Source organism: Qipengyuania sp. 902 (genome assembly GCF_051195295.1).
In the GTDB taxonomy this organism is placed as follows: Bacteria; Pseudomonadota; Alphaproteobacteria; order Sphingomonadales; family Sphingomonadaceae; genus Qipengyuania.
Window position 1 is genome coordinate 133,966 of sequence record NZ_JBNJLJ010000004.1, and the last position, 22,086, is coordinate 156,051.

29 protein-coding genes are annotated in these 22,086 nt (G+C 63.3%); 18 read left to right on the forward strand and 11 right to left on the reverse strand.

Going from position 1 to position 22,086, the window contains the following annotated elements; translation table 11 throughout:
* Positions 1 to 4: 4 nt before the first annotated feature.
* The 5 genes from hisF to hisB are packed head-to-tail and all read right to left on the reverse strand — an operon-like array spanning position 5 to position 3,113.
* Positions 5 to 778, reverse strand: a complete 774-nt coding sequence (gene hisF / locus ACSH0F_RS12850) for an imidazole glycerol phosphate synthase subunit HisF (protein ID WP_435203417.1) — start codon at positions 776 to 778, stop codon at positions 5 to 7.
* Complete coding sequence (locus tag ACSH0F_RS12855) at positions 775 to 1,170, reverse strand: hypothetical protein (protein ID WP_435203419.1); 396 nt, start codon at positions 1,168 to 1,170, stop codon at positions 775 to 777. Before ACSH0F_RS12855 ends, hisF begins: the two co-directional genes overlap by 4 nt.
* Positions 1,167 to 1,904: a 1-(5-phosphoribosyl)-5-[(5-phosphoribosylamino)methylideneamino]imidazole-4-carboxamide isomerase gene (hisA, locus tag ACSH0F_RS12860; RefSeq protein WP_435203421.1), complete on the reverse strand. Its 738-nt coding sequence runs from the start codon at positions 1,902 to 1,904 to the stop codon at positions 1,167 to 1,169. Before hisA ends, ACSH0F_RS12855 begins: the two co-directional genes overlap by 4 nt.
* Complete coding sequence (gene hisH, locus ACSH0F_RS12865) at positions 1,901 to 2,527, reverse strand: imidazole glycerol phosphate synthase subunit HisH (protein ID WP_435203423.1); 627 nt, start codon at positions 2,525 to 2,527, stop codon at positions 1,901 to 1,903. Before hisH ends, hisA begins: the two co-directional genes overlap by 4 nt.
* On the reverse strand, positions 2,520 to 3,113 hold the full coding sequence (hisB, locus tag ACSH0F_RS12870) for an imidazoleglycerol-phosphate dehydratase HisB (protein WP_435203425.1): 594 nt from the start codon (positions 3,111 to 3,113) through the stop codon (positions 2,520 to 2,522). Before hisB ends, hisH begins: the two co-directional genes overlap by 8 nt.
* Before the next feature lie 114 nt (positions 3,114 to 3,227).
* On the opposite strand from hisB, the gene ACSH0F_RS12875 reads away from it, so the two are divergent.
* Genes ACSH0F_RS12875 through ACSH0F_RS12890 form a run of 4 tightly spaced genes read left to right on the forward strand, consistent with a single transcriptional unit; the run spans position 3,228 to position 5,682 of the window.
* Complete coding sequence (locus tag ACSH0F_RS12875; RefSeq protein ID WP_435203427.1) at positions 3,228 to 3,731, forward strand: SspB family protein; 504 nt, start codon at positions 3,228 to 3,230, stop codon at positions 3,729 to 3,731.
* A gap of 35 nt (positions 3,732 to 3,766) precedes the next feature.
* The gene (locus tag ACSH0F_RS12880) at positions 3,767 to 4,204 is read left to right on the forward strand and encodes a hypothetical protein (protein WP_435203429.1); all 438 of its coding nucleotides are present in this window, start codon (positions 3,767 to 3,769) and stop codon (positions 4,202 to 4,204) included.
* A 54-nt stretch (positions 4,205 to 4,258) separates the two neighbouring features.
* The gene (gmk, locus tag ACSH0F_RS12885; protein ID WP_435203431.1) at positions 4,259 to 4,906 is read left to right on the forward strand and encodes a guanylate kinase; all 648 of its coding nucleotides are present in this window, start codon (positions 4,259 to 4,261) and stop codon (positions 4,904 to 4,906) included.
* Between the two features lie 2 nt (positions 4,907 to 4,908).
* Positions 4,909 to 5,682, forward strand: a complete 774-nt coding sequence (locus ACSH0F_RS12890) for a helix-turn-helix domain-containing protein (protein ID WP_435203433.1) — start codon at positions 4,909 to 4,911, stop codon at positions 5,680 to 5,682.
* A gap of 42 nt (positions 5,683 to 5,724) precedes the next feature.
* Here the strand turns inward: ACSH0F_RS12890 and ACSH0F_RS12895 are convergent, their stop codons facing one another.
* The 3 genes from ACSH0F_RS12895 to ACSH0F_RS12905 are packed head-to-tail and all read right to left on the reverse strand — an operon-like array spanning position 5,725 to position 8,876.
* Positions 5,725 to 6,531: an SDR family NAD(P)-dependent oxidoreductase gene (locus ACSH0F_RS12895; RefSeq protein ID WP_435203435.1), complete on the reverse strand. Its 807-nt coding sequence runs from the start codon at positions 6,529 to 6,531 to the stop codon at positions 5,725 to 5,727.
* A gap of 16 nt (positions 6,532 to 6,547) precedes the next feature.
* Complete coding sequence (locus ACSH0F_RS12900; RefSeq protein WP_435203437.1) at positions 6,548 to 7,687, reverse strand: acyl-CoA dehydrogenase family protein; 1,140 nt, start codon at positions 7,685 to 7,687, stop codon at positions 6,548 to 6,550.
* A gap of 4 nt (positions 7,688 to 7,691) precedes the next feature.
* The gene (locus ACSH0F_RS12905) at positions 7,692 to 8,876 is read right to left on the reverse strand and encodes an acyl-CoA dehydrogenase family protein (protein ID WP_435203439.1); all 1,185 of its coding nucleotides are present in this window, start codon (positions 8,874 to 8,876) and stop codon (positions 7,692 to 7,694) included.
* Between the two features lie 179 nt (positions 8,877 to 9,055).
* Here ACSH0F_RS12905 and ACSH0F_RS12910 point away from each other — a divergent pair, with 179 nt between their 5' ends.
* The 10 genes from ACSH0F_RS12910 (at position 9,056) to ACSH0F_RS12955 (ending at position 17,251) form a co-directional block, all read left to right on the forward strand.
* Positions 9,056 to 9,916 (forward strand): SDR family NAD(P)-dependent oxidoreductase, encoded by an 861-nt coding sequence (locus ACSH0F_RS12910; protein WP_435203441.1) that lies wholly within the window; start codon positions 9,056 to 9,058, stop codon positions 9,914 to 9,916.
* A complete protein-coding gene (locus tag ACSH0F_RS12915) occupies positions 9,916 to 11,385 on the forward strand; it encodes an MFS transporter (protein ID WP_435203443.1) in 1,470 nt (489 codons plus the stop codon). Before ACSH0F_RS12910 ends, ACSH0F_RS12915 begins: the two co-directional genes overlap by 1 nt.
* Positions 11,386 to 11,466: 81 nt before the next feature.
* On the forward strand, positions 11,467 to 12,819 hold the full coding sequence (locus tag ACSH0F_RS12920) for an acyl-CoA dehydrogenase family protein (RefSeq protein WP_435203445.1): 1,353 nt from the start codon (positions 11,467 to 11,469) through the stop codon (positions 12,817 to 12,819).
* Positions 12,819 to 13,904, forward strand: coding sequence for a Zn-dependent alcohol dehydrogenase (locus ACSH0F_RS12925; RefSeq protein WP_435203447.1), 1,086 nt, complete (start codon positions 12,819 to 12,821; stop codon positions 13,902 to 13,904). The genes ACSH0F_RS12920 and ACSH0F_RS12925 overlap by 1 nt, the downstream gene beginning before the upstream one ends.
* A 225-nt stretch (positions 13,905 to 14,129) precedes the next feature.
* Positions 14,130 to 15,200, forward strand: coding sequence for a phosphotransferase family protein (locus ACSH0F_RS12930; RefSeq protein WP_435203449.1), 1,071 nt, complete (start codon positions 14,130 to 14,132; stop codon positions 15,198 to 15,200).
* Between the two features lie 48 nt (positions 15,201 to 15,248).
* Positions 15,249 to 16,073: a 2,3,4,5-tetrahydropyridine-2,6-dicarboxylate N-succinyltransferase gene (gene dapD, locus ACSH0F_RS12935; RefSeq protein ID WP_435203451.1), complete on the forward strand. Its 825-nt coding sequence runs from the start codon at positions 15,249 to 15,251 to the stop codon at positions 16,071 to 16,073.
* Positions 16,074 to 16,156: 83 nt separating this feature from the next.
* Complete coding sequence (locus tag ACSH0F_RS12940; RefSeq protein WP_435203453.1) at positions 16,157 to 16,483, forward strand: hypothetical protein; 327 nt, start codon at positions 16,157 to 16,159, stop codon at positions 16,481 to 16,483.
* A 20-nt stretch (positions 16,484 to 16,503) separates the two neighbouring features.
* A complete protein-coding gene (locus ACSH0F_RS12945; protein WP_278329006.1) occupies positions 16,504 to 16,731 on the forward strand; it encodes a DUF2945 domain-containing protein in 228 nt (75 codons plus the stop codon).
* Positions 16,731 to 16,922: a DUF3008 family protein gene (locus ACSH0F_RS12950; RefSeq protein ID WP_435203455.1), complete on the forward strand. Its 192-nt coding sequence runs from the start codon at positions 16,731 to 16,733 to the stop codon at positions 16,920 to 16,922. The genes ACSH0F_RS12945 and ACSH0F_RS12950 overlap by 1 nt, the downstream gene beginning before the upstream one ends.
* Positions 16,922 to 17,251, forward strand: a complete 330-nt coding sequence (locus ACSH0F_RS12955; RefSeq protein WP_435203457.1) for a DUF3140 domain-containing protein — start codon at positions 16,922 to 16,924, stop codon at positions 17,249 to 17,251. The genes ACSH0F_RS12950 and ACSH0F_RS12955 overlap by 1 nt, the downstream gene beginning before the upstream one ends.
* 15 nt (positions 17,252 to 17,266) lie before the next feature.
* Here ACSH0F_RS12955 and ACSH0F_RS12960 read toward each other — a convergent pair whose 3' ends face one another.
* Positions 17,267 to 18,535: a dipeptidase gene (locus ACSH0F_RS12960; RefSeq protein ID WP_435203459.1), complete on the reverse strand. Its 1,269-nt coding sequence runs from the start codon at positions 18,533 to 18,535 to the stop codon at positions 17,267 to 17,269.
* Positions 18,536 to 18,602: 67 nt separating this feature from the next.
* Here ACSH0F_RS12960 and ACSH0F_RS12965 point away from each other — a divergent pair, with 67 nt between their 5' ends.
* The 3 genes from ACSH0F_RS12965 to ACSH0F_RS12975 are packed head-to-tail and all read left to right on the forward strand — an operon-like array spanning position 18,603 to position 19,524.
* The gene (locus ACSH0F_RS12965) at positions 18,603 to 18,893 is read left to right on the forward strand and encodes a DUF427 domain-containing protein (RefSeq protein ID WP_435203461.1); all 291 of its coding nucleotides are present in this window, start codon (positions 18,603 to 18,605) and stop codon (positions 18,891 to 18,893) included.
* Positions 18,806 to 19,126: a DUF3253 domain-containing protein gene (locus tag ACSH0F_RS12970; RefSeq protein ID WP_435203463.1), complete on the forward strand. Its 321-nt coding sequence runs from the start codon at positions 18,806 to 18,808 to the stop codon at positions 19,124 to 19,126. The genes ACSH0F_RS12965 and ACSH0F_RS12970 overlap by 88 nt, the downstream gene beginning before the upstream one ends.
* A complete protein-coding gene (locus ACSH0F_RS12975; protein ID WP_435203465.1) occupies positions 19,123 to 19,524 on the forward strand; it encodes a DoxX family protein in 402 nt (133 codons plus the stop codon). The genes ACSH0F_RS12970 and ACSH0F_RS12975 overlap by 4 nt, the downstream gene beginning before the upstream one ends.
* Positions 19,525 to 19,530: 6 nt before the next feature.
* Here the strand turns inward: ACSH0F_RS12975 and ACSH0F_RS12980 are convergent, their stop codons facing one another.
* The gene (locus ACSH0F_RS12980; RefSeq protein WP_278328999.1) at positions 19,531 to 19,782 is read right to left on the reverse strand and encodes an SWIB/MDM2 domain-containing protein; all 252 of its coding nucleotides are present in this window, start codon (positions 19,780 to 19,782) and stop codon (positions 19,531 to 19,533) included.
* Positions 19,783 to 19,807: 25 nt separating this feature from the next.
* Positions 19,808 to 20,341, reverse strand: coding sequence for a YbhB/YbcL family Raf kinase inhibitor-like protein (locus ACSH0F_RS12985; protein ID WP_435203468.1), 534 nt, complete (start codon positions 20,339 to 20,341; stop codon positions 19,808 to 19,810).
* A 290-nt stretch (positions 20,342 to 20,631) separates the two neighbouring features.
* Here ACSH0F_RS12985 and ACSH0F_RS12990 point away from each other — a divergent pair, with 290 nt between their 5' ends.
* On the forward strand, positions 20,632 to 22,074 hold the full coding sequence (locus ACSH0F_RS12990) for a S41 family peptidase (RefSeq protein WP_435203470.1): 1,443 nt from the start codon (positions 20,632 to 20,634) through the stop codon (positions 22,072 to 22,074).
* Positions 22,075 to 22,086: the final 12 nt, after the last annotated feature.

Below are 22,086 nucleotides of genomic sequence, written 5' to 3' on the forward strand. Positions count from 1 at the left end.
GCGTTCAACCGCGGGCGGGCAAGCCCGCTGCGCGCAACGCCGCGTGAGCCTCGGCCACGGTATGCTCGCCGAAATGGAAGATCGATGCGGCAAGGACCGCGCTCGCATGCCCTATGGTCACGCCTTCTACCAGATGGTCGAGCGTGCCGACGCCGCCGCTGGCGATCACGGGGATCGAGACGCTGTCGGCGATCGCGCGGGTCAGTTCGAGATCGTAGCCCGCCTTGGTCCCGTCGCCGTCCATCGAGGTGACCAGCAACTCGCCCGCGCCAAACTCTGCCAGACGCTCGGCATGCTCGATGGCGTCGATCCCGGTCGGCTTGCGGCCTCCGTGAGTGAAGATTTCCCAGCCGCGAAAGCCTTCGCCCTCGGTACGTGCCCGCGCATCGACGCTGGCGACGACGCATTGGCTGCCGAATTTCTCGGCGATTTCGCGTACCAGTTCGGGCCGCGAGACCGCAGCCGAATTGATCGCGACCTTGTCTGCGCCGGCCAGCAAGAGTGCACGCGCATCCTCCACGCTGCGCACCCCGCCGCCGACGGTCAGTGGCATGAAGCAGACCGCCGCCGTTCGCCGCACCATGTCGAGCAGCGTTCCGCGCCCCTCGTGGCTGGCGGAGATATCGAGGAAACACAGCTCGTCGGCACCGGCGCGGTCATAGGCCTGCGCTTGCTCCACCGGGTCGCCCGCATCCTTGAGATCGACGAAATTGACGCCCTTCACCACGCGCCCATCGGCGACGTCCAGGCAGGGAATGACGCGGATGCGGACGGTCATAACCAAAGGTCCACGAAAATTATCAGTAGAGGTCGCAATTCAAGCGTCCCGCTTTGGTCAACATTAGGTTCTCGGAGCCAATCCTCGACCGTCAATCCATCGCTGATTGACACGATCCTCTGCCTCAAGAGATGCTCTAAGCTTTTTTTAAGAACGCTTGGTGGTTCCGAAAAATTGAAAGCTCCGTAATCTCCCGCAGACCACGCATCTAAGTTTGAGAAAAAGTCTCCTAAAGCAGCCAAAGTCTTTGGATTCTCAGCGACGGGTTTTAAGCTTTTGGGCCATTTTGCCGCTGAAGAGTCAGATGCAACGTTCTCGCGAACCTTTTCAATTTCTCTCCTGAAATTGTCCTTAAGCCGCAACTCAGGGCGGTCGTGATCAATCCGGCTCATATAGACCCGTCACAATTGGCGGTGCGTATTGCTAGAGAAAGATCGAGCCGCCCGTCATAGAGCGCGCGTCCGGTGATCACGCCCTCGATCCCATCGGCGGCATGCGGCTTCAGCGCCTCGATGTCTTCGATCCCTGCGACGCCGCCGCTGGCGATGACGGGGATGTCGACCTGCCGTGCAAGCCCGACCGTCGCCTCGACATTCACGCCTTTCAGCAGACCGTCGCGCCCGATGTCGGTGAACAGCAGCGCGGCAACACCCGCATCCTCGAACCGGCGGGCGAGATCGACCACCGGCACGTCCGAAACCTCCGCCCAGCCCTCGGTCGCGACCATGCCATCTTTCGCATCGACCGCGACGACGATGGCCTGCGGATGGGCGCGAGCCATGGCTTTCACGAACTCCGGGGCCTTCAGCGCCGCCGAGCCCATCACGATCCGCGAGACACCCACATCGAGCCAGCCCTCGACGTCCTCTTGGCTGCGGATGCCGCCACCCAATTGCACACGCCCGGGGAAGGCTGCGACGATGCTCTCGACAGCCTCGCGGTTCTGCGCCGATCCCGCGAAGGAGCCGTCGAGATCGACCACGTGGAGATACTCGGCCCCGGCCTCCGCAAACAGCGTCGCCTGCTTGGCCGGATCGTCGCCATAAACGGTTGCGCGATCCATATCGCCCTCGGCGAGGCGCACGACTTGGCCGCCTTTAAGGTCGATCGCAGGAAAGATGATCAAGGCTTCCACTCCAGAAAACGGGTCAGGGTTGCGAGGCCGTAATGCTGGCTCTTCTCCGGATGGAACTGTACGCCGAGCAGATTGTCGCGGCCGACCGCAGCGACCAGTCCGCCGCCGTGATCGGTCATGGCGAGCACGTCCTTCCCGCTATCGGCGTGGAAGTGGAAGGAGTGGAGGAAATAGGCCTCACCCTCATAAACAACGTCATGCATTTTCGCATGCGGCGTCAGCGCGACATCGTTCCAGCCCATATGCGGCACTTTCACGCTCTCATCGGTTGGCTCGATCAGCCGTACCTCGCCCTCGATCCAATCGAGGCCCGGCGTGCTGCCATGCTCCAGACCGCGCGTGGCGAGGAGTTGCATGCCCACACAAATACCGAGGAACGGAGCGCCGCCCACGAAGACCCGATCGTGGATCGCCTCGATCGCTCCGTCGACGGCGCGCAAGCCTTCGGCGCACGCCTTGAACGAGCCGACGCCGGGAAGAACGATCCGGTCGGCCGCGCGGATGACATCGGGATCGTCGGTAACTTCCACCTTCGCCCCGACCTTGCGGAGCGCGTTCTCGACCGAATGGAGATTCCCCGCGCCGTAATCCACCAGCGCGATCACCTCACCCACCGAGCTGCCCCTTCGTGCTCGGAATGGCCCCACCCTTCCGCGGATCGATTTCGCAGGCAATCCGCATCGCGCGGGCGAAGCCCTTGTAGATGCTTTCGCAGATGTGGTGGTTATTCGTGCCGTAAAGCAACTCGATATGCAGCGTCAGGCCGCAGGTCTGAGCGACCGAGTGGAACCAGTGCTCGATCAGCTCGGCGTCCCATTCGCCGAGCTTTTCCTGGCTGAAGCCCGCCTTCCACACGAAATAGGGCCTGCCGGATATATCGAGTGCGACGCGCACCAGCGTCTCGTCCATCGGCGAATAGGCGCTGCCATACCGCGCGATCCCACCCTTGTCGCCAAGCGCCTGCGCCAAAGCCTGGCCGAGCGCGAGCGCACTGTCCTCGGTGGTGTGGTGCTGGTCGACATGGAGGTCGCCGTCGACTTTCAACGTGACGTCGATCAGGGAATGCTTGGCGAATTGCTCGACCATGTGATCGAGAAAGCCGATGCCGGTGGATACGTCGTATGATCCGGTCCCGTCGAGATCGACCTCGACGAGAATTTTCGTTTCCGCAGTGTTGCGCTCGATACGGCCTGTTCGCATGGCGCCCGCGCTAGAGCCGCATGGGGCGATAGGCAAGAAATAGCACCTTACTGCGTTTTAAAGCCGCGCTTAAAGCGCTTGACCCGCGCGCCTCGCGGTTACACCTAGGCGGCCATGAGCGACGAGACGCCCGACAGCCTGATCCCCTACGATTCCATCGTGCAGGAGGCCCTGCGCGCAGTGGTCGGCCGCGTGCTCGGCGAAATCGAGCAAACCGGCAGCGAACTGCCGGGCGCGCATCACTTCTACATCACCTTCAAGACGCACGCCCCCGGCGTGAGCATCCCCGACAGTCTGCGCGAGCGGTTCCCGGACGAGATGACCATCGTCCTGCAGAACAAGTTCTGGGACCTGAACGTGCGCGACGACGGCTTTTCGGTCGGTCTGAGCTTCAACCAGGTGCCCGCCGCGCTCGACATTCCCTTCGCCGCGATCACGCAATTCGTCGATCCGGCAGTCGATTTCGGCCTGCAATTCCAGGCGACCGTGGCCGACATGGCCCCTGCCCCGACCGAGCATCCCGAGAACGACGGGTCGGAACAGGGCGAGGATGCAGCCGTTGAGGAAGCAGAAGACGGCTCCAACGTCGTCACGGTCGATTTCGGCCGCAAGAAATAGCCGCGGCGCGAAGCCCCGGCAGAACGGGGCATGGCATGGGCTTGAGCAGCAAGAAAAAACCGAACCACCTGACCGACCGCGCAGGTGCGGCGATCGAGAAGGCGACCGACAAGACGATTGGCCCGGACGAAATGCCGGGGCCGAGCCCGGATCCGTCGACCAATCTCATCATTCACGACATCCTCCTCCGCAGTGTCGGGCGGCTGTCTCGCATGACGGTGGAAAAGGCCCTGCTCGGGCGGCGTTACGGCAAGGGATACGCCAAGCAAATCGTCGAGAATCGCTCGACCCTCAACGCTCTGGCTGCCTACGGCGTCACCAAGGTCGCGACGAAATCCGTACCCGGCGCACTTGCCGTCGGCACCGGTCTCGCGCTCAAGGTGCTGTTCGACAGGGGGCGTTCGCGTCGCAAATCGAAAGCAGCCGGCGAGAAAATGCTGCGCAAACAGGCCGACCCCGATAGCATGATCTAGGCGTGGCGGCCCGCCGCCCTTGATTTCGGCGTCCGGCTTGGCGCAAGAGCGCGCATGGCCGAATCCCAAGCTCCGACAGACAAACTCGCACGGCGCGGGCTGATGTTCATCCTCTCTTCGCCAAGCGGCGCGGGCAAGACGACGATCAGCCGTATGCTGCTGGAAGCCGAAGACGAGATCAAGCTGTCGGTCAGCGTGACGACCCGCCCGCCGCGCCCGGGCGAGATCGACGGGGTGCATTACTACTTCGTCGACGATGCCGAGTTCGACCGGATGGTCGAGGAGGACGACTTCTACGAATGGGCGCACGTCTTCGGCCATCGCTACGGCACACCCAAGGGCCGCATCCGCAATGCGCTGAAGGACGGGCAGGATTTCCTGTTCGACATCGACTGGCAGGGTACGCAGCAGCTTTACCAGAAGGACCAGCAGGACGTGGTCCGCGTGTTCATCCTGCCCCCCAGCATCGCGGAGCTCGAGCGCCGCCTGCGCAGCCGCGGGACCGACGCCGAAACCGTGATCGCTGCGCGCATGGAACGTGCCCGCTCGGAAATCAGCCACTGGGACGCCTATGACTATGTCGTCATTAATGAGGATGCGCAGGCTTGCTTCGCCAAGGTTCGCGAAATCCTCGATGCCGAGCGGATGAAGCGCCAGCGGCAGACCGGGCTGATCCCCTTCGTCCGTGAACTGATGAGCTGACGATGGCAGACGGGGTCGCCTCGCTGACGGATCGGGAGCGCGAAGTCCTGCGGCTGCTGCTGGCAGGACATACCGCCAAATCCGCCGCCGCCGAGCTCGATCTGTCGGTCCACACGGTCAACGACTACCTGCGTGAAGCCCGCAAGAAGCTTGGGGTGGCGAGCAGCCGCGAGGCCGCAAGAATCTTGGGGGAACAGGAGGCGGAAGACCCGCAGACCGCCCCCCAAAATGCTGCGCCCGAGCAAATCGGGATAGCCGGTACTACGCCCGCCACCGATACTCCGATGCCATCAGCAACCTCGGGCCGCCGCAACCGTGTGGCCTGGATCATCGGAGGTACACTCATGTTCACAGCCATTATCGCCGCAGTCCTTCTCGCCACCTCGTCCGGATCGCACGAGGCCGGAGAAGACGAGATGGAGGCATCCTTGCAGCAGGGAACCCAGGCGGAAGCCGCCGCGCGCAACTGGATCAAGCTCGTCGATGCCGGCAACTATCAGGAAAGCTGGGTGCAGGCCGGATCGATGTTCAAATCGGCCGTGACCGCGGACGCCTGGGCCAAGCAGGTCACGCCGGTCCGCCAGCCTCTCGGCGAAGTCGTCAGCCGCAATCTGAAGGGCATCGACGCACCCGCTTCGCTCCCCGGTGCGCCGAAGGGCGAATATCGCATCGTCACCTTCGACACGGATTACGCGTCGGCCGCGGGTGCAGTCGAAACAGTCGTTCTCGCCAAATCGGGCAGTGACTGGGGCGTCGTCGGATATTTCATCCGCTGACTACCCGCGCCGATGTTCGGCGCGGGCGACATATACCGGCGGTCAGTCCCCCGACGGATCGACGAAATTGCCCGCGCCGACATTGGCGTTCACCACCCCACCGTCGATCGCGATGGTCGTGCCGACGACATAGTCGCCCGCGCGGCTGAGCAGGTAGATCGCCCCACCCGCCATGTCCTCGGTCACCCCGACACGGCGGCTTGGAATACCCTTTTCCACCATATCCGCATTGTCGCGCGCCGCGCGGTTCATGGCGCTGGGAAAGGCGCCAGGGCCGATGCCGTTCACGATGATATTGTGCTGCACAAGCTCCGCGGCCATGCGCCGAGTGAGGTGGATGAGCCCTGCTTTCGATGCCTGGTAGGGATAGGTGGGCCAAGGGTTGGTCTTCATGCCGTCGATGCTGGCGATCATCAGCACCTTGGCCGGTCGATCCTTGGTCCCGGCCTTCTTCAGCAACGGCATCAGCTTCTGCGTCAGGAAGAACGGCGTCTTGACGTTCAGGTCCATCGTGCGGTGCCATCCGGCCTCGCTGAATTCCTCGAACGGTTCACCCCAGGCGGCACCCGCATTGTTGACCAGGATGTCGAGCTTGTCCTCGCGAGCGGCCAGATCGTCCGCCAGCTGCTGGATGCCGTCCATCTGCGACAGGTCGCCGACCAAGCCGATGACCTTCTCGCCCAGTTCGGCGCTAGTCTCGTCGACCTGCTCCTTCTTGCGGGCGACGATGTAGACACGCGCTGCGCCCGCAGCGAGCAGGCCTTCAACGATCATCTTGCCGATGCCGCGGCTTCCGCCGGTGACGAGGGCGACGCGGCCTTCGAGGCCGAACAGGTCTGGCAGATTCATATTTTTTCTCCCCGGCTCAATAGCCGCTCAGTTCCGCGACGCGGCCCGCGTGGTAATACTGGTCGCCGAGGAATTCCTGCAGCGCCCGGTCGCGTTTCATGTAGAGGCCGATGTCGTATTCGTCGGTCATGCCGATGCCGCCGTGCATCTGCACGCCTTCGCGCACCGCCAGCCCGGCGGCCTTGGCCACCTTGGCCTTGGCGACGCTGGTCATCAGCTCGGCCTTCTCGCTGCCGCCATCGACCAGCTGCGCGGCCTTGACGGTCACGGCGCGGGCGATCTCGACTTCGGAATAGAGATGGGCGGCACGGTGCTGCAGCGCCTGGAATTCACCGATCAGCCGACCGAACTGCTTGCGCTGCTTGATGTAATCGACGGTCATGTCCATCGCCCCGCGCGCAACGCCGACGCCTTCGGCTGCCGAGCCGACACGGCCCGCCATCAGCACGGCGTCGAGGATCGCGCGGCCACCGTCGACCTCGCCGATGACGGCATCGCCGTCGAGCTCGACATTGTCGAAGCTGACATGGCTCGCCATCGAGCTGTCGACCAGCCGCACGCTGTCGTGGCTCATCCCGCTCGCGTCCTGCGGCACGGCGAACAGGGTGATGCCGTCTTTGTCGTCATCGCTGCCCGAAGTGCGCGCGGCCACCACGATCATCTCGCTCGACGCGCCATAGACCACGAAGTCTTTCTTGCCCGAGAGGCGGAAGCCGTTGCCGGACTTTTCCGCCCTGGTCGCGATCCGCTCGGGACGGTGCTTGGGCCCTTCGTCGATCGCCATGGCATAGACCTTGTCGCCCGAAATAAGATCCGGCAGCCAGCGGCCTTTCACATCGTTGCTGCCGTGCTTGAGCGCGGTCGCGGCGAGCACGGAGGAGGACAGGAAGGGCGATGGCGTCAGATTGCGCCCGATCTCTTCGAGCACGATCCCGGCTTCGACTTGGCCCATGCCGAGCCCGCCGTCGTCTTCGTCCACCAGCATGCCGGTGAAGCCCATTTCGGCGAACTGCTTCCACAACCCATGGCCGAAACCATCCTTGCAGTCGCGATCGCGCCAGTGGCGCAGCTGGTTCTTGATCGAACCTTCCTCGCCCATGAACTGGCTGGCGGTTTCGGCCAGCATCGTCTGGTCGTCGTCGTAGTAAAGAGGCATCGGATCAGGCTCCCGGCAGGTCGAGGATACGTTTGGAGATGACGTTGAGCATCACTTCGCTCGTTCCGCCTTCGATGGAATTGGCCTTGGTCCGCAGCCAGCCACGCGCAGCCTTGCCGCCGTTCGACGCCTCGCTCTCCCATTCGAGCGCGTGGCTGCCGCCGGCTGCCATGACCAGCTCGTTGCGGCGCTTGTTAAGCTCGGTACCGGCGTATTTCATCATATTCGGCTGGGCGGGATGCCCCTTGCCGGACTTGAGTTCGTCCATGAACTTCTCGCTCATGGCGGTGTAGGCCAGCGCGTCGACGTCGAACATGGCGATCTCCGCGCGCAGCACCGGGTCGAGTGCGCCCTGCCTCGAGGCCACTGCGCCGAGCGAGGTTGCCCGGTCGCCGCCGCCGGTTGCCGATATCATCTCGCGTTCGTGACCCAGCAGGTACTTTGCCACATCCCAGCCGCGGTTGATTTCGCCGACATAGCCGGGGATGTCCTCGCCGTAGCTTTTGGGCACGGTGACATCGTCCATGAAGGTTTCGCAGAACGGGCTGTTGCCGCTGATCAGCTTGATCGGCTTGGTCGACACACCATCGCTGGCCATGTCGAACAGCATGAAGGTGATGCCCTGGTACTTGTTGTCCTTGTCGGTGCGGACGAGGCAGAAGATCCAGTCGGCCTCGTCGGCATAGGAGGTCCAGATCTTCTGGCCGTTGACGACCCAGTGATCACCCTTGTCTTCACCGAAAGTCTGCATGGAGACGAGGTCGGAGCCGCTGCCCGGCTCGCTATAGCCCTGGCACCAGCGGATTTCGCCATTGGCGATCTCGTTCAGGAAGCGCTGCTTCTGTCCTTCGGTGCCGAAGTGCAGCAGCGCCGGGCCGAGCATCCAGATGCCGAAGCTAGAGAGCGGCGGACGGGCATTGATCGCAGCCATTTCCTGGCGGAGCACCTTGCCCTGCGCCGGAGTGAGTCCCGCGCCGCCATATTCCTTCGGCCATTCGGGAACGGTGTAGCCCTTTTGGCGGCAGGCCTCGAACCAGGCCTTTTGGGCGTCGTTTTTGAAGCTGGCATTGCGGCCGCCCCAGTAAACGTCTTCCTCGTCGCGGACGGGCTCGCGCATTTCGAGCGGGCAATTAGCTTCCAGCCATTGGCGCGTTTCGGCGCGGAAGGCTTCGAGATCGCTATCGGACATGGCCATGATCCTCTCTGTTCTGAAACATCGGTATGTTGACGCTAACGTTAGGAGGATTCGGCCACCGGGTGCAAGGGTGCACACGACGACCTGCAATGCCGTAGCGTCAGGCGGAATGCGTTGACGAGCGAGGCAGCGCGCCTAAGCTGGAGGCGGAGAAATTCGGGGAGAGAGTAGGCATGCGATTCTCTGGCAAGACGGTCGTGATTACCGGCGCCGCATCGGGCATTGGCGCGGAAACGACGCGCCTGTTCGCGAGCGAAGGCGCGACCGTTTTCGCCAGCGACATCGATGCCGAAAACGGCGCGAAGCTCGCGAGCGAAACCGACGGCGACGTGCGCTTCGCCGAGTGCGACGTCTGCGATCCTGCGGCCATCAAGGCACTGATGGACCGCGCGGCAAGCGAAACCGGCGGCATCGACGTCGTCTTCAATAATGCCGGTGCGGGCGGCGCGCGTCCGCCGATCGACGAGATCGAGCCGGGCGAGTGGGACCGCACGATGAACCTGCTGCTGCGCTCGGTCGCGATGGGTATCCGCTATGCCGTGCCGCACATGAAAGGCCGAAAAGGGGCGAGCATCGTCAATGTCTCCAGCGTCGCTGCCGTGGGCCCGGGCTATTCGCCGACCGCCTATGCCGTGGCCAAGGCCGGCGTGCTTCATCTGACCAAATGCGCAGCCACCGATCTAGCGCAATTCGGCATCCGCGTGAATGCGATCCAGCCGGGCTTCATCAACACCAATATCTTTACATCCAGCCTGGAAATCACCGGAGAGATGCGATCGATGGCCAATGCGGCGATCGCGCAGATGTCCTCCAATGCCCAGCCGGTCGCACGGGGCGGACAACCGCGCGACATCGCCAATGCGGTCGCCTTCCTCGCGGGCGAGGAAGCGAGCTTCATGACCGGCGCTTCGCTGGTCGTCGACGGCGGAATTACGCTGGGTCCTCGGCATAGCTGGGATCCGGAGGAACCCGGCCTCTTCGCCGCTCTCGAAGCGATGGAGGAGCAGGCGAAACAGGGCGCTGCCGCCACCTGATGTCTTTCGTCGACGGCCCCCTCCCTCAAAGGCTGAAGCTGGTCCACGGCTCCGGCGCGGTAGCCTTCGGCGTGAAGGATTCAGGGTTCAGCTTCTTCCTGCTGCCGTTCTACAATCTCGTACTGGGCGTCGATGCGGGCGTCGTCGGCGCGGCGCTGGCTACCGCGCTGGTCGTCGATGCGCTGGTCGATCCGCTGATCGGCCATCTGTCCGACCGGACCTACACGCGCTGGGGTCGCAGGCTGCCATGGCTCTATGTTGCCCCATGGCCGCTAGCGCTGCTGTGGACGGTGCTGTGGTCCCCGCCCTTCACCGGTACGCCCGGCTTCTGGGAGATCGTCGCGCTGGCCGTGGGCGTGCGGCTGCTGCTCTCCGCTTGCGAGGTCCCTTCGGTCAGCCTGGTGCCCGAAATTACCGACGATTACGACGAGCGTACCACGCTGTTCCGCTATCGCTTCCTGTCGGGCTGGCTCGGCGGCTTGCTGATGATGGTACTGGCCTTCACGATCTTCCTGCCCACGCCCGAAGCGCAATTGCAGCCCGAAGGTTACGCGCAGTTCGGCCTGTTCGGGGCCGGCCTGATGGCGCTTGCGGTCATCGGTTCGGCGGCGGCGCAGCACAGGATCGTGGCACACCTTCCGGCCCATCGCCCACCCCCGTTCTCGTTACGCGGTGCGTTCGCCGAAATCTTCGATGCATTTCGCGAGAAGGCCTTCGTCATCTTCGCGCTCGGCGGCCTCGCCGCATATGTGCTGCAGGGAATGACCTTTTCAATCACGCAATATGTGAATCTCTACGTCTGGCAGTTCAGCGAGCTCGCCTTCCGGCTCTATCCGGTGGTGCTGTTCTTTTCCGTCGTGCTGATGTTCGTCATCGTCGGCCCGCTGCACCGCGTCTGGGGCAAGCCGAAATCGGCAGCGGTGGCGGCCATCGTCGGCCTGACCTTCTACTGCCTGCCCTATATGCTGCTGCTGGCAGGGGCCTGGCCGACCACCGGCACTACCGCCTCGACCGCCCTGCTGTACGTCTTCCTAATCTGCGCCAACACTGCGAGCGTCGTGTCGATCATCTCCGCCACCTCCATGGTCGCCGAGATCGTCGAGGCTTTCGAGGAGCGAACTGGCAAGCGCGCCGAGGGCACGTTCTACTCGGGCAACTGGCTGGTGCAGAAATGCGCGACCGGTGGCGGCATCCTGCTGACCAGCCTGATCGTCCAGTCGATCGATCTCGCCCCCGGTACACCGCAATCGCAGGTGACGCAGGAGACCGTCACCCAGCTGGTCGTGCTCTTCGTCGCGGCCGCCAGCGTGCTGGGGCTGATCGCCGCCTTCTGGCTCAGCCGCTTCCCGATCACGCGCGAGCAGCACGAGGCTCGCGTGGCGGCCCGGCGCGCTTCCGACCCTGAATTCCCCAAGGCGATCGACGATGCGGTACGCGCCGATCCCGACGGCCACACGATAACCCCCTAGGCGTGCAGGTGGAGGCTTGGCTTGCGCCGCCGCATCTGCCAGTTTCATGAAGCAACCGATCTGAGAGAAGAGGAAAACACGATGGATTTCGAACCCACTGAGAAACAAGTATTCTGGCGCGACCGGGTGAAGAACTTCATCGAGCAGCACGTGCGTCCCGCCATCCCCACCTATCGCGAACAGGACGCGGAGGGCGATCGCTGGAAGGTGATCCCGGTCGTCCAGGAACTTAAGGCCAAGGCCAAGGCGGATGGCATCTGGAATCTCTTCATGCCGCCGCGCAACGAAGGCCATCACCATGTCGAGGAGACCTATGAGTTCGACGGTCCCGGTCTGACCAATCTCGAATATGCGCTCTGCGCCGAAGAAATGGGCCGCGTCGGCTTCGCGTCCGAGGTCTTCAACTGCTCCGCGCCCGACACCGGCAACATGGAAGTCTTCCACCGCTACGGCACGCGCGAGCAGAAGGACGAGTGGTTGACGCCGCTGATGAACGGCGAGATCCGGTCCGCCTTCCTCATGACCGAGCCTTACACGGCCAGCTCCGACGCGACGAACATCGAGACCCGCATCGAACGCAACGGGGACGAATATATCATCAATGGCCGCAAGTGGTGGTCCTCGGGCCTCGGCGATCCGCGCTGCAAGGTCTCGATCGTCATGGGCAAGACCGACTTTTCCGCCGGTCGTCATGCGCAGCAATCGATGGTCCTCATGCCGAACGATGCGCCCGGCGTGAATATCATCCGTCACTTGCCGGTCTTCGGTTACGACGATGCCCCGCACGGGCATATGGAAGTCGAGCTGAAGGACGTACGCGTCCCCGTCACCAACATGCTGCTGGGCGAAGGCCGCGGCTTCGAGATCGCACAGGGTCGCCTCGGCCCGGGCCGCATCCACCATTGCATGCGCACCATCGGCGTAGCCGAGGAAGCGCTGGAGAAGATGTGCAAGCGCCTGCAGGAGCGCGAAGCCTTCGGCAAGCCGATCTACAAGCACTCGGTATGGGAAGAGCGCGTGGCTCGCGCCCGCATCGATATCGACATGACCCGCCTGCTCTGCCTCAAAGCGGCGGACATGATGGACAAGGTCGGCAACAAGGCGGCCAAGCAGGAAATCGCCATGATCAAGGTGCAGGCGCCGAACATGGCCCTACGGATCATCGACGATGCCATCCAGGCCCATGGCGGGGGCGGCGTGAGCGAGGATTACGGCCTCGCGTCGGCCTATGCCCACCAGCGCACGCTGCGCCTGGCGGACGGGCCGGACGAGGTCCACGCCCGCTCCATCGCGCGCATGGAATTCGCCAAGCACACGCCGAACGAAGGGCCGAGCAGCAATGCCCTGCGCAACAGCAATGCGCAGTCGGCCAGCGCCGGCAGCGCGGCGGCCAGCGCCGACATGTCCAGCGGCGATGTAGGAGCAACGCGCTAATGGCCAAGGCAGCGATACTGGAGCAGGTCGGCGGGCTGACTATCGGCGAGGTCGAGCTCGCCGATCCGGCCCCGCACGAAGTCCTGATCGATACAAAGGCGTGCGGGTTGTGCCATTCGGACCTGCACTTCATCGACGGGGCCTACCCGCACCCGCTTCCGGCTATTCCGGGCCATGAGGCGGCGGGGGTGGTGCGCGCGGTCGGCAGCGAGGTGAAGACGGTGAAACCGGGCGACCATGTCGTCTCCTGCCTCTCGGCCTTCTGCGGCCATTGCGAATTCTGCGTGACCGGTCGCATGGCGCTCTGCATGGGAGCGGACACGCGCCGCGACCAGACGGCACCGCCGCGCATCACCCGCAATGGTGGCGAAACCGTGGCCCAGATGCTCAACCTGTCGGCCTTTGCCGAACAGATGCTGATCCACGAGCATGCCTGCGTCGCCATCGACAAGGACATGCCGCTGGATCGTGCCGCTGTGATCGGCTGTGCGGTTACGACCGGGGCAGGCGCGATCTTCAATGCCTGCTCGGTCGTCCCGGGCGAAAGTATAGCGGTCGTCGGCTGCGGCGGCGTTGGGCTCGCGGCCATCAATGCAGCGAAGATTACCGGTGCCGGCAAGGTCATCGCGATCGATCCCCTGCCCGAAAAGCGCGCTCTGGCCGAAACGCTGGGCGCTACGCACACGATCGACGCCATGGCGGACGATGCGGTCGAACAGGTGATGAAGATCACCGGCGGCGGCGTGCACCATGCGATCGAGGCTGTCGGCCGTCAGGCGAGCGCGGACCTCTGCGTCAAGATCCTGCGGCGCGGCGGCACGGCGACCATCCTCGGCATGATGCCGCTGGACTGCAAGGTCGGCCTCGGCGCGATGGACCTGCTGTCGGGCAAGAAGCTGCAAGGCGCGATCATGGGGATGAACCACTTCCCGGTCGACTTGCCGCGCCTGGTGGATTTCTACATGCGCGGCCTGCTGGACCTCGACACGATCATTGCCGAACGCATCCCGCTCGAGAAGATCAACGAAGGGTTCGAGAAGATGAAGCAGGGCACCTCGGCGCGCAGCGTGATCGTATTCGACTGACCCTCGCGTTGTGCGGCCTGTCCTACACGGGCAGGCTGCGCTAGGCCCCGCGCGACGACAGCGTGGAGAGCCGAGAGATGGATAGGTTTCGGAAGGTGACAGATCGGTCCGGTGCTTCCCGGTCGAAACGGCGATTTTCCGGGCTGGAATAGCCATCACCGAGTTTTGTAAGAACGGGGGTTAGGTGGTCCACCAAGCTCACCTGAGGGTACGAGAGAGGATGCGATGAGCGAGATCGACTTCGACAAGGAAATGGTCGGCACGGTCGAAGTGTCGGACAAGGATGCCATGGATCTCGACACGCTGACGGCGTGGTTCGAGGCCCATGTCGAGGGCTTCGGAGGGCCGATCAGCTATTCGAAGTTCAAGGGTGGCCAGTCGAACCCGACCTACCGCATCGACACGCCGAACCAGTCTTACGTCCTGCGCCGCCAGCCCTTCGGCAAACTGCTGCCGAGCGCGCATGCGGTGGACCGCGAATACAAGGCCATGCATGCCCTCGGCCCGACCGGCTTTCGCGTGCCCAAGACCTATGGCTTGTGCGAGGACACCGAGGTCATCGGATCGAAATTCTTCGTCATGGGTCTCGCCGATGGGCGATCCTTGTGGAACGGCGCCCTGCCCGGCATCGACCCGAAGGATCGGCGCGAGATCTACAACTCCATGATCGACACCATGGCCGAGCTGCACCTGCGCGACCCGGACGCGATCGGCCTGTCCGACTTCGGCAAGCCGACCGACTATTGCGCGCGCCAGATCAGCCGCTGGTCAAAACAGTACAAGCTCTCCGAGACCGAACACATGCCGCAGATGGAGCGGCTGATCGAATGGCTCCCGCAGACGATCCCGCCGCAGCACGAGAGCAGCGTTGTCCATGGCGATTACCGGCTCGACAACATGATCTTCGAAAAGGACGCCAATCGCGTGCTCGCGGTGCTCGACTGGGAGCTGTCGACGCTGGGCGATCCGATCGCGGATTTCAGCTACCTCATGCTCAACTGGCATAATCCGGCCGACGGGCGCGCGGGACTGCTCGGCCTCGACTTGGACGAGCTCGGCATCCCGACGCAGCAGGAAGCGGTCGACCGCTATGTCGCCAAGACCGGCTATCCGGTGCCGCCGATGGACTGGTATCTCGCCTATAACCTGTTCCGGCTGGCCGGCATCATGCAGGGCATCAAGAAACGCGTCATCGACGGTACGGCTTCGTCCGCCCACGCCAAGAACATGTCCGAGCGCGTCGCGCCGCTGGTGGAGCGCGCCTATCAGTTCGCGCAGGCTGCGGGGATGGACTAGCGCGGCTGGGCTGCTAACGAGCGCTCCGAAACGAACACGGAGACCAGCATGAGCGCCGACCTTGAAACCCGCATCGAAGCCGCGTGGGAGGACCGCGCGAATGTGACGCCAAAATCGGGCGACGTGCGCGAGGCGGTCGAGGCTGCGCTCAAGATGCTCGACAGCGGAAAGGGTCGCGTCGCCGAACCCGACGGCAAGGGCGGCTGGCAGGTCAACCAGTGGCTCAAGAAGGCCGTGCTGCTCAGCTTCCGGCTCAACGACAACCGTGTGATGGACGGCGGCAGCGCCGGTCATCCCGCTTTCGACAAGGTGCCGAGCAAGTTCGCCGGTTGGGACGATGCCCGGTTTCGCGAAGCAGGCTTCCGCGTCGTGCCCGGCGCCGTGGCCCGCGAAGGTGCCTATATTGCCCCCGGCTGCGTGCTGATGCCCAGCTTCGTCAACATCGGCGCCTATGTCGGCAAGGGCACGATGGTCGATACCTGGGCCAGCATCGGCAGTTGCGCTCAGATCGGCGAGAACTGCCACATCTCCGCCGGCGCCGGCATCGGCGGCGTTCTCGAACCGATGCAGGCGAACCCGACCATTATCGGCGACAACTGCTTCATCGGCGCGCGCAGCGAGATCGTCGAAGGGGTAATCGTAGGCGAAGGCAGCGTCGTCGCCATGGGTGTCTTCGTCACCCAGTCGACCAAGATCGTCTACCGCGACACGGGCGAGATCATCCGCGGGCACATCCCGCCCTATTCCGTCGTGGTGCCCGGCTCGCTGCCCGGCAAGGATGGCGGAACCGGCCTCGCCTGCGCGGTCATCGTCAAGACGGTCGATGCGCAAACCCGCGAGAAAACGGGCATCAACGACTTGTTGCGCGACTGATCCGCAAGCCTGTAAAAGGGAACATTCGCCGCTGAGGCGCGTATCGCAGCAAATGGTCGAAACGACCGGGAGGTATTCTCACAATGGAAAAGCATGATGGTCACGTCCACGTGGACGAAGTCGAAGCGAGCGGCGGCAGCAAGGAAGGCGTCGTACGCTGGGTTCTTGCCGGAGGACTGCTGCTGGCAATCCTGCTCTTGTCCGTCACCTGGATCGTCCCTGCACTGATGCAAGACGATGTTGAAGAAGAGGCCACCGTAAGTGGTGAAATCTCCTCGATCGATAACGATGGCGACGACACCGACAGCATCGTCGACACCGGACCTTCCGAAGACCTCGGCGGCGAAACGGAACTTACCGAAGAGGGGCAGGTTGTTAACGAGGACGGGCTCGAAGTTATCGAAAACTAATCTGCCAAGGTGACCTTACGATGAGCAATTCCAACAGCTTTCAGACCGACCAATATGTCGAGTGGGATTGGGGCAACGGCAAGGGCAAGGGTCAGATCAAGGAGCGCTTCGAGCGTGAGGTAACGCGCACGCTCCAGGGCAGCGAAGTCACCAAGGATGGCGACGAGGACAATCCGGCCTATCTGATCAAGCAGGAAGACGGGGACGAGGTGCTCAAGCGCGGCTCCGAACTTTCGGCGCAGAACTGATGCCGAAAGCAAAAAGCAAGGCGCAGCAGCAGGCTGCCGGAGCCGCCCTATCCGCCAAGCGCGGCGAGACCAAGGTGTCGGACCTGCAAGGCGCGTCGAAGGATATGTACGATAGCATGAGCGAGGACGAGCTCGACGAAATGGCGTCGACCGACCGCTCCGACCTGCCCGACACCGCGGATGACGACTGATGGACGACGGCGAGAAGGACGAGGTCTATTCCGATTTCACGGACTGCGTGAACATGCAGCCGAAGGAACTCGAGGAATGGCTCGAAACCGAGGAGTCGAAGTCGGTTGGCGACAATCACGGCGGCGAAAGCACCGGCCACCGGTCGGGCCGCCGGATCGTCGAGATCAAGCGGACGAAGAAAGACGACCTGACGGACAGCCAGTACGAGCACATGCAGAAGGTCATCGGCTATGTGCACCGTCACACCGCGCAAAAGCCTTCCGGCGACATCGAAGAAAGCGACTGGCGCTACAGCCTGATGAACTGGGGCCACGACCCCTGCAAGTGAGCCGACCGGCGAGGTTCAGTCCTCCCCGTCGCGCGGTACTCCGACAGCATGTTCGATCGGCGCCGCACTCCGCTGGCTCGCCGCATGGGCCTCTGCCGCGCGCATGACCCGCATCATATTGCGCGAGGAAATCTTTTCGAGATCCTCCTGCAAATAGCCGCGCCGGGCCAGTTCGACGAATAGCGCCGGATAACCAGTCACATCTTCCATCCCGACCGGGCCGTTAGGCATCCCGTCGTAGTCCCCGCCGATTCCGATGTAGTCGATCCCTGCGACTTCGCGGACATGGTCGATATGGTCGGCCATGTCGGAGATAGTCGAAACCGGAGCGCGGTTTTCCGCATCCCACACGGCAAGCTGCGCTTCAACTTCGTCGGGCCGACCGGGAAGCAGAGCCTCGAGCCGCGCCTGCTCCGCGGCGCGATTGGCGGAATGCTGGCGCAAGTCCTCGGTCAGATACCACGGTAGTGCCACCACCATCACGATACCGCCATTCTGCGGCAGGCGGGCAAGCACGCTATCCGGCACGTTGCGCAGATGGCCGTTCATCGCTCGCGCGCCGGAATGGCTGAAGATCACCGGTGCCCCCGTCACGTCGAGCGCATCGTGCATTGCGTCTTCGCTGACATGGCTGAGATCGACCAGCATGCCGATGCGGTTCATTTCGCGCACGACGTCCATGCCGAACGCATTCAGTCCACCATGCTTGGGCGCATCGGTCGCGCTGTCGGCCCAGCTCAGCGTGGTGCCATGGGTCAGCGTCATATAGCGCGCACCGAGATCATACATCTGGCGCAGCACGGCGAGGCTCGACCCGATCGAGTGCCCGCCTTCCATCCCGAGGAGCGAGGCCACACGGCCCGCCGCCATCGCCTGCTCGACGTCGTCGGCAGTCAGCGCAAGTTGCAGCGCATCGGGATAGCGCGCGATCAACCGCTTGGTCACGTCGATCTGCTCGATCGTCGCCTGCACGGCCTCGGGTTCCGGCAGGCTGGCGCTGACATAGACCGACCACCACTGCGCGCCGACCTTGCCGGTGCGCAGGCGCGCAAGGTCGGTGTGCATCGCAGCCCGATCCCCGGTCGCGGTATCGAGCGTGTCGGCGAAATCGAAGTCGTTGATGCGATTGTCGAACCGGCTGCGAAGCTGGATCGGCACGTCGTTGTGGCCATCCCACACCGGCGCCGCTTCGAGCGCAGCCGCGGCGGTTTGCTCGGCCCGGTCCTGTGCAGCGAGCGGGCTGGTCGTGATGAGAAACGCGGCGGCGAGAGCGAGTGTGCGCATAAATGGAACCCCTTGCGATGTCGTGGGCTGTCCTAGCAAAGACAGACAGCATGAAAAGGCGCGAATGATGACGATAGAAGCACGGTGGAACGGCGAGACGCTGGCAAGAAGCGACGACACGGTCGTCGTCGAGGGTAATCATTATTTCCCGGCCAGGGATGTGGCACGCGGCGTTCTGACGACCAGCGACAAGACCACCACCTGCCCGTGGAAAGGTACGGCACAGTACCATTCGATCAATGCGGGCGGCGCGATCAATCCCGACGCCGCATGGTACTATCCCGAGCCGAAGCCCGACGCCGCCCATATCAAGGGCCGCATCGCTTTCTGGAACGGTGTCGAAGTTGTCGAGGTTTGAGCGACCTCGAAGCAACAATTCTGGAGATGCTCGGTCAACGCGCCGAGGGCGCGACGATATGTCCCAGCGAGGTGGCTCGCCGTCTAGCGCCCGATGCTTGGCGGGCGGAGATGAGCGCGGTGCATTGTGCGACCGATAGGTTGGTCAGCCGCGGCGAAGTCCTACTCAGTTGGCAGGGCAAGCCGATGCCACGGCGTAAAGGTCCATACCGTATTGGCAGGCCCAACCGATGATCCGGCTGGGTCTCAGACTGTTGCTGACGATATTCTTTGCGGCCGCCGGCTACTTGCACCTCGCTCGGCCGGAACCGTTTCTCACGATCATGCCACTTTGGGTGCCCATGGCCGAAACCATCGTGTTCTGGACCGGCATCGCCGAACTACTGGGCGCGGCCGCGCTATTGCAGGGCGTATCGATGCCTCTCAGGCGAGCGGGCGCGATCGGTCTCGCGCTTTACGCAGTGTGCGTGTTTCCGGCGAATATCCATCACTTCGCGCTCGACATGGCGCGTCCCGATGGAGGGCTGGGGCTCGGTTATCACATACCGAGGATGTTCGCGCAGCCTCTCGTGATCTGGCTCACGCTGTGGTCCGGCGGCGTCACGGACTGGCCGTTTCGCCGCCGGTCCTGAGCAGGATCAGCTCATGTGCTTCGAGACGGCGCCCGTCATCTTGAACATGGAGATCTGTTCCTTGCCGATCACCGCGCCGAGCTTGTCATCGGGGTTGATCATGCGCTTGTCCTTGGAATCCTGCAGGTTGTTCGCCTTGATGTGATCCCACACCTTCGACGTGACCTGGGCGCGGGTCATGGGACCCTTGCCGACCACGTTTTCCAGCTCCGGCGTCAGGTTCACCGGTTTCTGCAATGCGTTGTTCTTGCCAGCCATGATAATTCCTTTCCTTGGCTATGCTTCAATCATCGTCGTCGAGATCCTCGAGGTCCAGTTCTTCGACCTGATGGCCTTCGAACCGGGCTGTGAGGACCGCGGCGGCGGTCACGTGTCCGTCCAGATTGCGGACGAGTTCCTCATGCGTCGCGCCCGGCATCAGTGTGAGCGGGAGATCGACGGCAAAAAGCTGGAACAGGTAACGATGCTCTTCGCCCAGCGGCGGGTCGGGCAGGAGCCATTCGGAATTCCCATGGGCGTTCTTACCGGTGCGCGGCGGGACTTCGCCTTCCAGCAGCTTGCCCTTCTGGCCGGGAAGGCCCCACACCGTCCAATGCACCTGGCCCGTATTGATATCTTCGGCGACCAGCACCAGTTCCTGCGTACCCGGCGGCGGCGCGGTCCATTCGAGCGGCGGCGCGACCGCATCTTCTTCGATCGCAGTAAAAGAGGGATCGAGTTCACCACCGTGGCGGAAAGCGTCGCTCGCCAGCGCGAAGCCGGAGCGACCCAGAGCCTTTTCCTCGGCCACCTTCGCCAAGGTGGGTGCGTGCGGCACCTCCCCTCCACCGATCGCCTGTTGAATCCAACCCGGTACGCCGCTCGACATGAATGCTCCTATGCCCGGCCCACACTGCGCGCGCCTTTCGATGCGAGAGTAAGGCACAGGGACGGGAGGAAAACCATGTGTGGTGAAGGAATTTGCACCGTTTTCCCCCCGTAAAAACCGAATTTAGCTGTTTCGACTGCCCTTTGGCTTCCTCCTTGATCAGCCCGGATTAATCCCCCATGCCGGAAACACGGGTTCCGTCGATCGGGACCGCAGGAATTTGGAGACATCGCATGTCCATGGGTCGCACCATTCTCAGCACCACTCTGGCCTTTTCGCTCGCCGCTTGCGGCGGAGGCGGGAGCGGCGGAAGCACCAGCGGTAGCGGCGGCGGAGCGATCGGCGGAGGCAGTACGAATCAGTGCTCCTTGAGCCAACGCCAGGATTGGGTCCTCGCTCAGTTGAACGAGTGGTACCTGTTCCCGAACCTGCTCGACACCTCGGTGCCGAAAGCGAATTTCGACGGCGTCCAGTCCTATATCAACGCTCTTGTGGCACCGGCCCGCGCGCAGAACCGCGATCGCTTCTTCACCTACATCACCTCGATCGAAGAAGAGAACGATCTCATCCAGAACGGCTCCAACGCAGGGTTCGGGATTCGCCTGAGCTATGACACGCAGGCGCGGCGAGTGTTCGTGGTGGAAGCCTTCGAAAACGCGCCTGCCTTTGCCGAGGGAATCGACCGCGGGACGGAAATTCTCGCCATCGGCGGCCAGACGGTGGCTAACATAATGGCGGCCAACCCGGGCAATCCCGCAGGCGCAGTTAGCAATGCCCTTGGCCAGAGCGAGCCCGGGGTCACCCGCGAATTGCGTATTCGCCAGCCGGACGGCACGGAAAGCACGGTCTCTGTCGCCAAAGAGGAATACAGCCTCGATCCGCTGTCCGATCGCTACGGCTCGCTTATCCTGGACAACGGCGGGACCAAGGTCGGTTACATAAACCTGCGGACCTTCATCGTCGACGACGCCTCGCGCCAGTTGCGCGATGCTTTCTCCCAATTCCGGTCGCAGGGTATCGAGCAGGTCATTCTCGATTTTCGCTACAACGGTGGCGGGCTCGTATCGGTAGCGGAACTGCTCGGCGACCTGCTGGCGGCGGACAAGGTCGGACAGGAATTTTCGACGACTATCTTCAGGCCTTCCAAGAGCGAGAACAACGAAAGCTACAATTTCAGTTCTCAACCCCAGGCGATTTCCGCAATGAAAATTGCAGTCATCGGTACGAACGCCACGGCATCTGCTAGCGAACTTCTGCCGAATGCGTTCATTCCCTATCTCGGCCAGAATATCGCTCTTATCGGCAGCGACACCTTCGGCAAGCCCGTCGGCCAGATCGCCCGTGATCGTTCTGCCTGCGACGACCGCCTGCGCGTGGTCGCCTTCCGCTCGGTCAACCGCGACGACAACGGCGGCTATTACGATGGGCTCGCCTCCGTCATGCCGCGCACCTGCGCGGCGGCGGATAATTTCCTCGTCCCGCTCGGCGATCCGCGCGAAGCCTCGATCTCCGCGGCGCTGGACTTCCTCGCCGGTCGCAGTTGCACCGCAATCGGCGCGGCCGACAAGGACGGCACCGTGCGGGCCCGCCTGCCGGAGCGCGAACTGATCCTGCCGGAGCGCGAACTGATGATGCCGAGCGAGCCGAGCGCTGCTCAGCTTCGCATCCCGGGCCTCTTCTGATCTGGAGCGTGC

Coding starts and splice junctions, on each gene's coding strand:
- ACSH0F_RS12970 (WP_435203463.1), top strand. CDS start 18,806: ATGGTACTATCCCGAGCCGAAGCCCGACGCCGCCCATATCAAGGGCCG.
- ACSH0F_RS12900 (WP_435203437.1), bottom strand. CDS start 7,687: ATGCCTCTTTACTACGACGACGACCAGACGATGCTGGCCGAAACCGCC.
- ACSH0F_RS12890 (WP_435203433.1), top strand. CDS start 4,909: ATGGCAGACGGGGTCGCCTCGCTGACGGATCGGGAGCGCGAAGTCCTG.
- ACSH0F_RS12930 (WP_435203449.1), top strand. CDS start 14,130: ATGAGCGAGATCGACTTCGACAAGGAAATGGTCGGCACGGTCGAAGTG.
- hisB (WP_435203425.1), bottom strand. CDS start 3,113: ATGCGAACAGGCCGTATCGAGCGCAACACTGCGGAAACGAAAATTCTC.
- ACSH0F_RS12915 (WP_435203443.1), top strand. CDS start 9,916: ATGTCTTTCGTCGACGGCCCCCTCCCTCAAAGGCTGAAGCTGGTCCAC.
- ACSH0F_RS12880 (WP_435203429.1), top strand. CDS start 3,767: ATGGGCTTGAGCAGCAAGAAAAAACCGAACCACCTGACCGACCGCGCA.
- ACSH0F_RS12990 (WP_435203470.1), top strand. CDS start 20,632: ATGGGTCGCACCATTCTCAGCACCACTCTGGCCTTTTCGCTCGCCGCT.
- ACSH0F_RS12875 (WP_435203427.1), top strand. CDS start 3,228: ATGAGCGACGAGACGCCCGACAGCCTGATCCCCTACGATTCCATCGTG.
- ACSH0F_RS12980 (WP_278328999.1), bottom strand. CDS start 19,782: ATGGCTGGCAAGAACAACGCATTGCAGAAACCGGTGAACCTGACGCCG.
- ACSH0F_RS12960 (WP_435203459.1), bottom strand. CDS start 18,535: ATGCGCACACTCGCTCTCGCCGCCGCGTTTCTCATCACGACCAGCCCG.
- ACSH0F_RS12945 (WP_278329006.1), top strand. CDS start 16,504: ATGAGCAATTCCAACAGCTTTCAGACCGACCAATATGTCGAGTGGGAT.
- ACSH0F_RS12965 (WP_435203461.1), top strand. CDS start 18,603: ATGACGATAGAAGCACGGTGGAACGGCGAGACGCTGGCAAGAAGCGAC.
- ACSH0F_RS12910 (WP_435203441.1), top strand. CDS start 9,056: ATGCGATTCTCTGGCAAGACGGTCGTGATTACCGGCGCCGCATCGGGC.
- ACSH0F_RS12895 (WP_435203435.1), bottom strand. CDS start 6,531: ATGAATCTGCCAGACCTGTTCGGCCTCGAAGGCCGCGTCGCCCTCGTC.
- ACSH0F_RS12905 (WP_435203439.1), bottom strand. CDS start 8,876: ATGTCCGATAGCGATCTCGAAGCCTTCCGCGCCGAAACGCGCCAATGG.
- ACSH0F_RS12925 (WP_435203447.1), top strand. CDS start 12,819: ATGGCCAAGGCAGCGATACTGGAGCAGGTCGGCGGGCTGACTATCGGC.
- hisF (WP_435203417.1), bottom strand. CDS start 778: ATGACCGTCCGCATCCGCGTCATTCCCTGCCTGGACGTCGCCGATGGG.
- ACSH0F_RS12955 (WP_435203457.1), top strand. CDS start 16,922: ATGGACGACGGCGAGAAGGACGAGGTCTATTCCGATTTCACGGACTGC.
- dapD (WP_435203451.1), top strand. CDS start 15,249: ATGAGCGCCGACCTTGAAACCCGCATCGAAGCCGCGTGGGAGGACCGC.
- ACSH0F_RS12940 (WP_435203453.1), top strand. CDS start 16,157: ATGGAAAAGCATGATGGTCACGTCCACGTGGACGAAGTCGAAGCGAGC.
- ACSH0F_RS12950 (WP_435203455.1), top strand. CDS start 16,731: ATGCCGAAAGCAAAAAGCAAGGCGCAGCAGCAGGCTGCCGGAGCCGCC.
- gmk (WP_435203431.1), top strand. CDS start 4,259: ATGGCCGAATCCCAAGCTCCGACAGACAAACTCGCACGGCGCGGGCTG.
- ACSH0F_RS12855 (WP_435203419.1), bottom strand. CDS start 1,170: ATGAGCCGGATTGATCACGACCGCCCTGAGTTGCGGCTTAAGGACAAT.
- ACSH0F_RS12920 (WP_435203445.1), top strand. CDS start 11,467: ATGGATTTCGAACCCACTGAGAAACAAGTATTCTGGCGCGACCGGGTG.
- ACSH0F_RS12975 (WP_435203465.1), top strand. CDS start 19,123: ATGATCCGGCTGGGTCTCAGACTGTTGCTGACGATATTCTTTGCGGCC.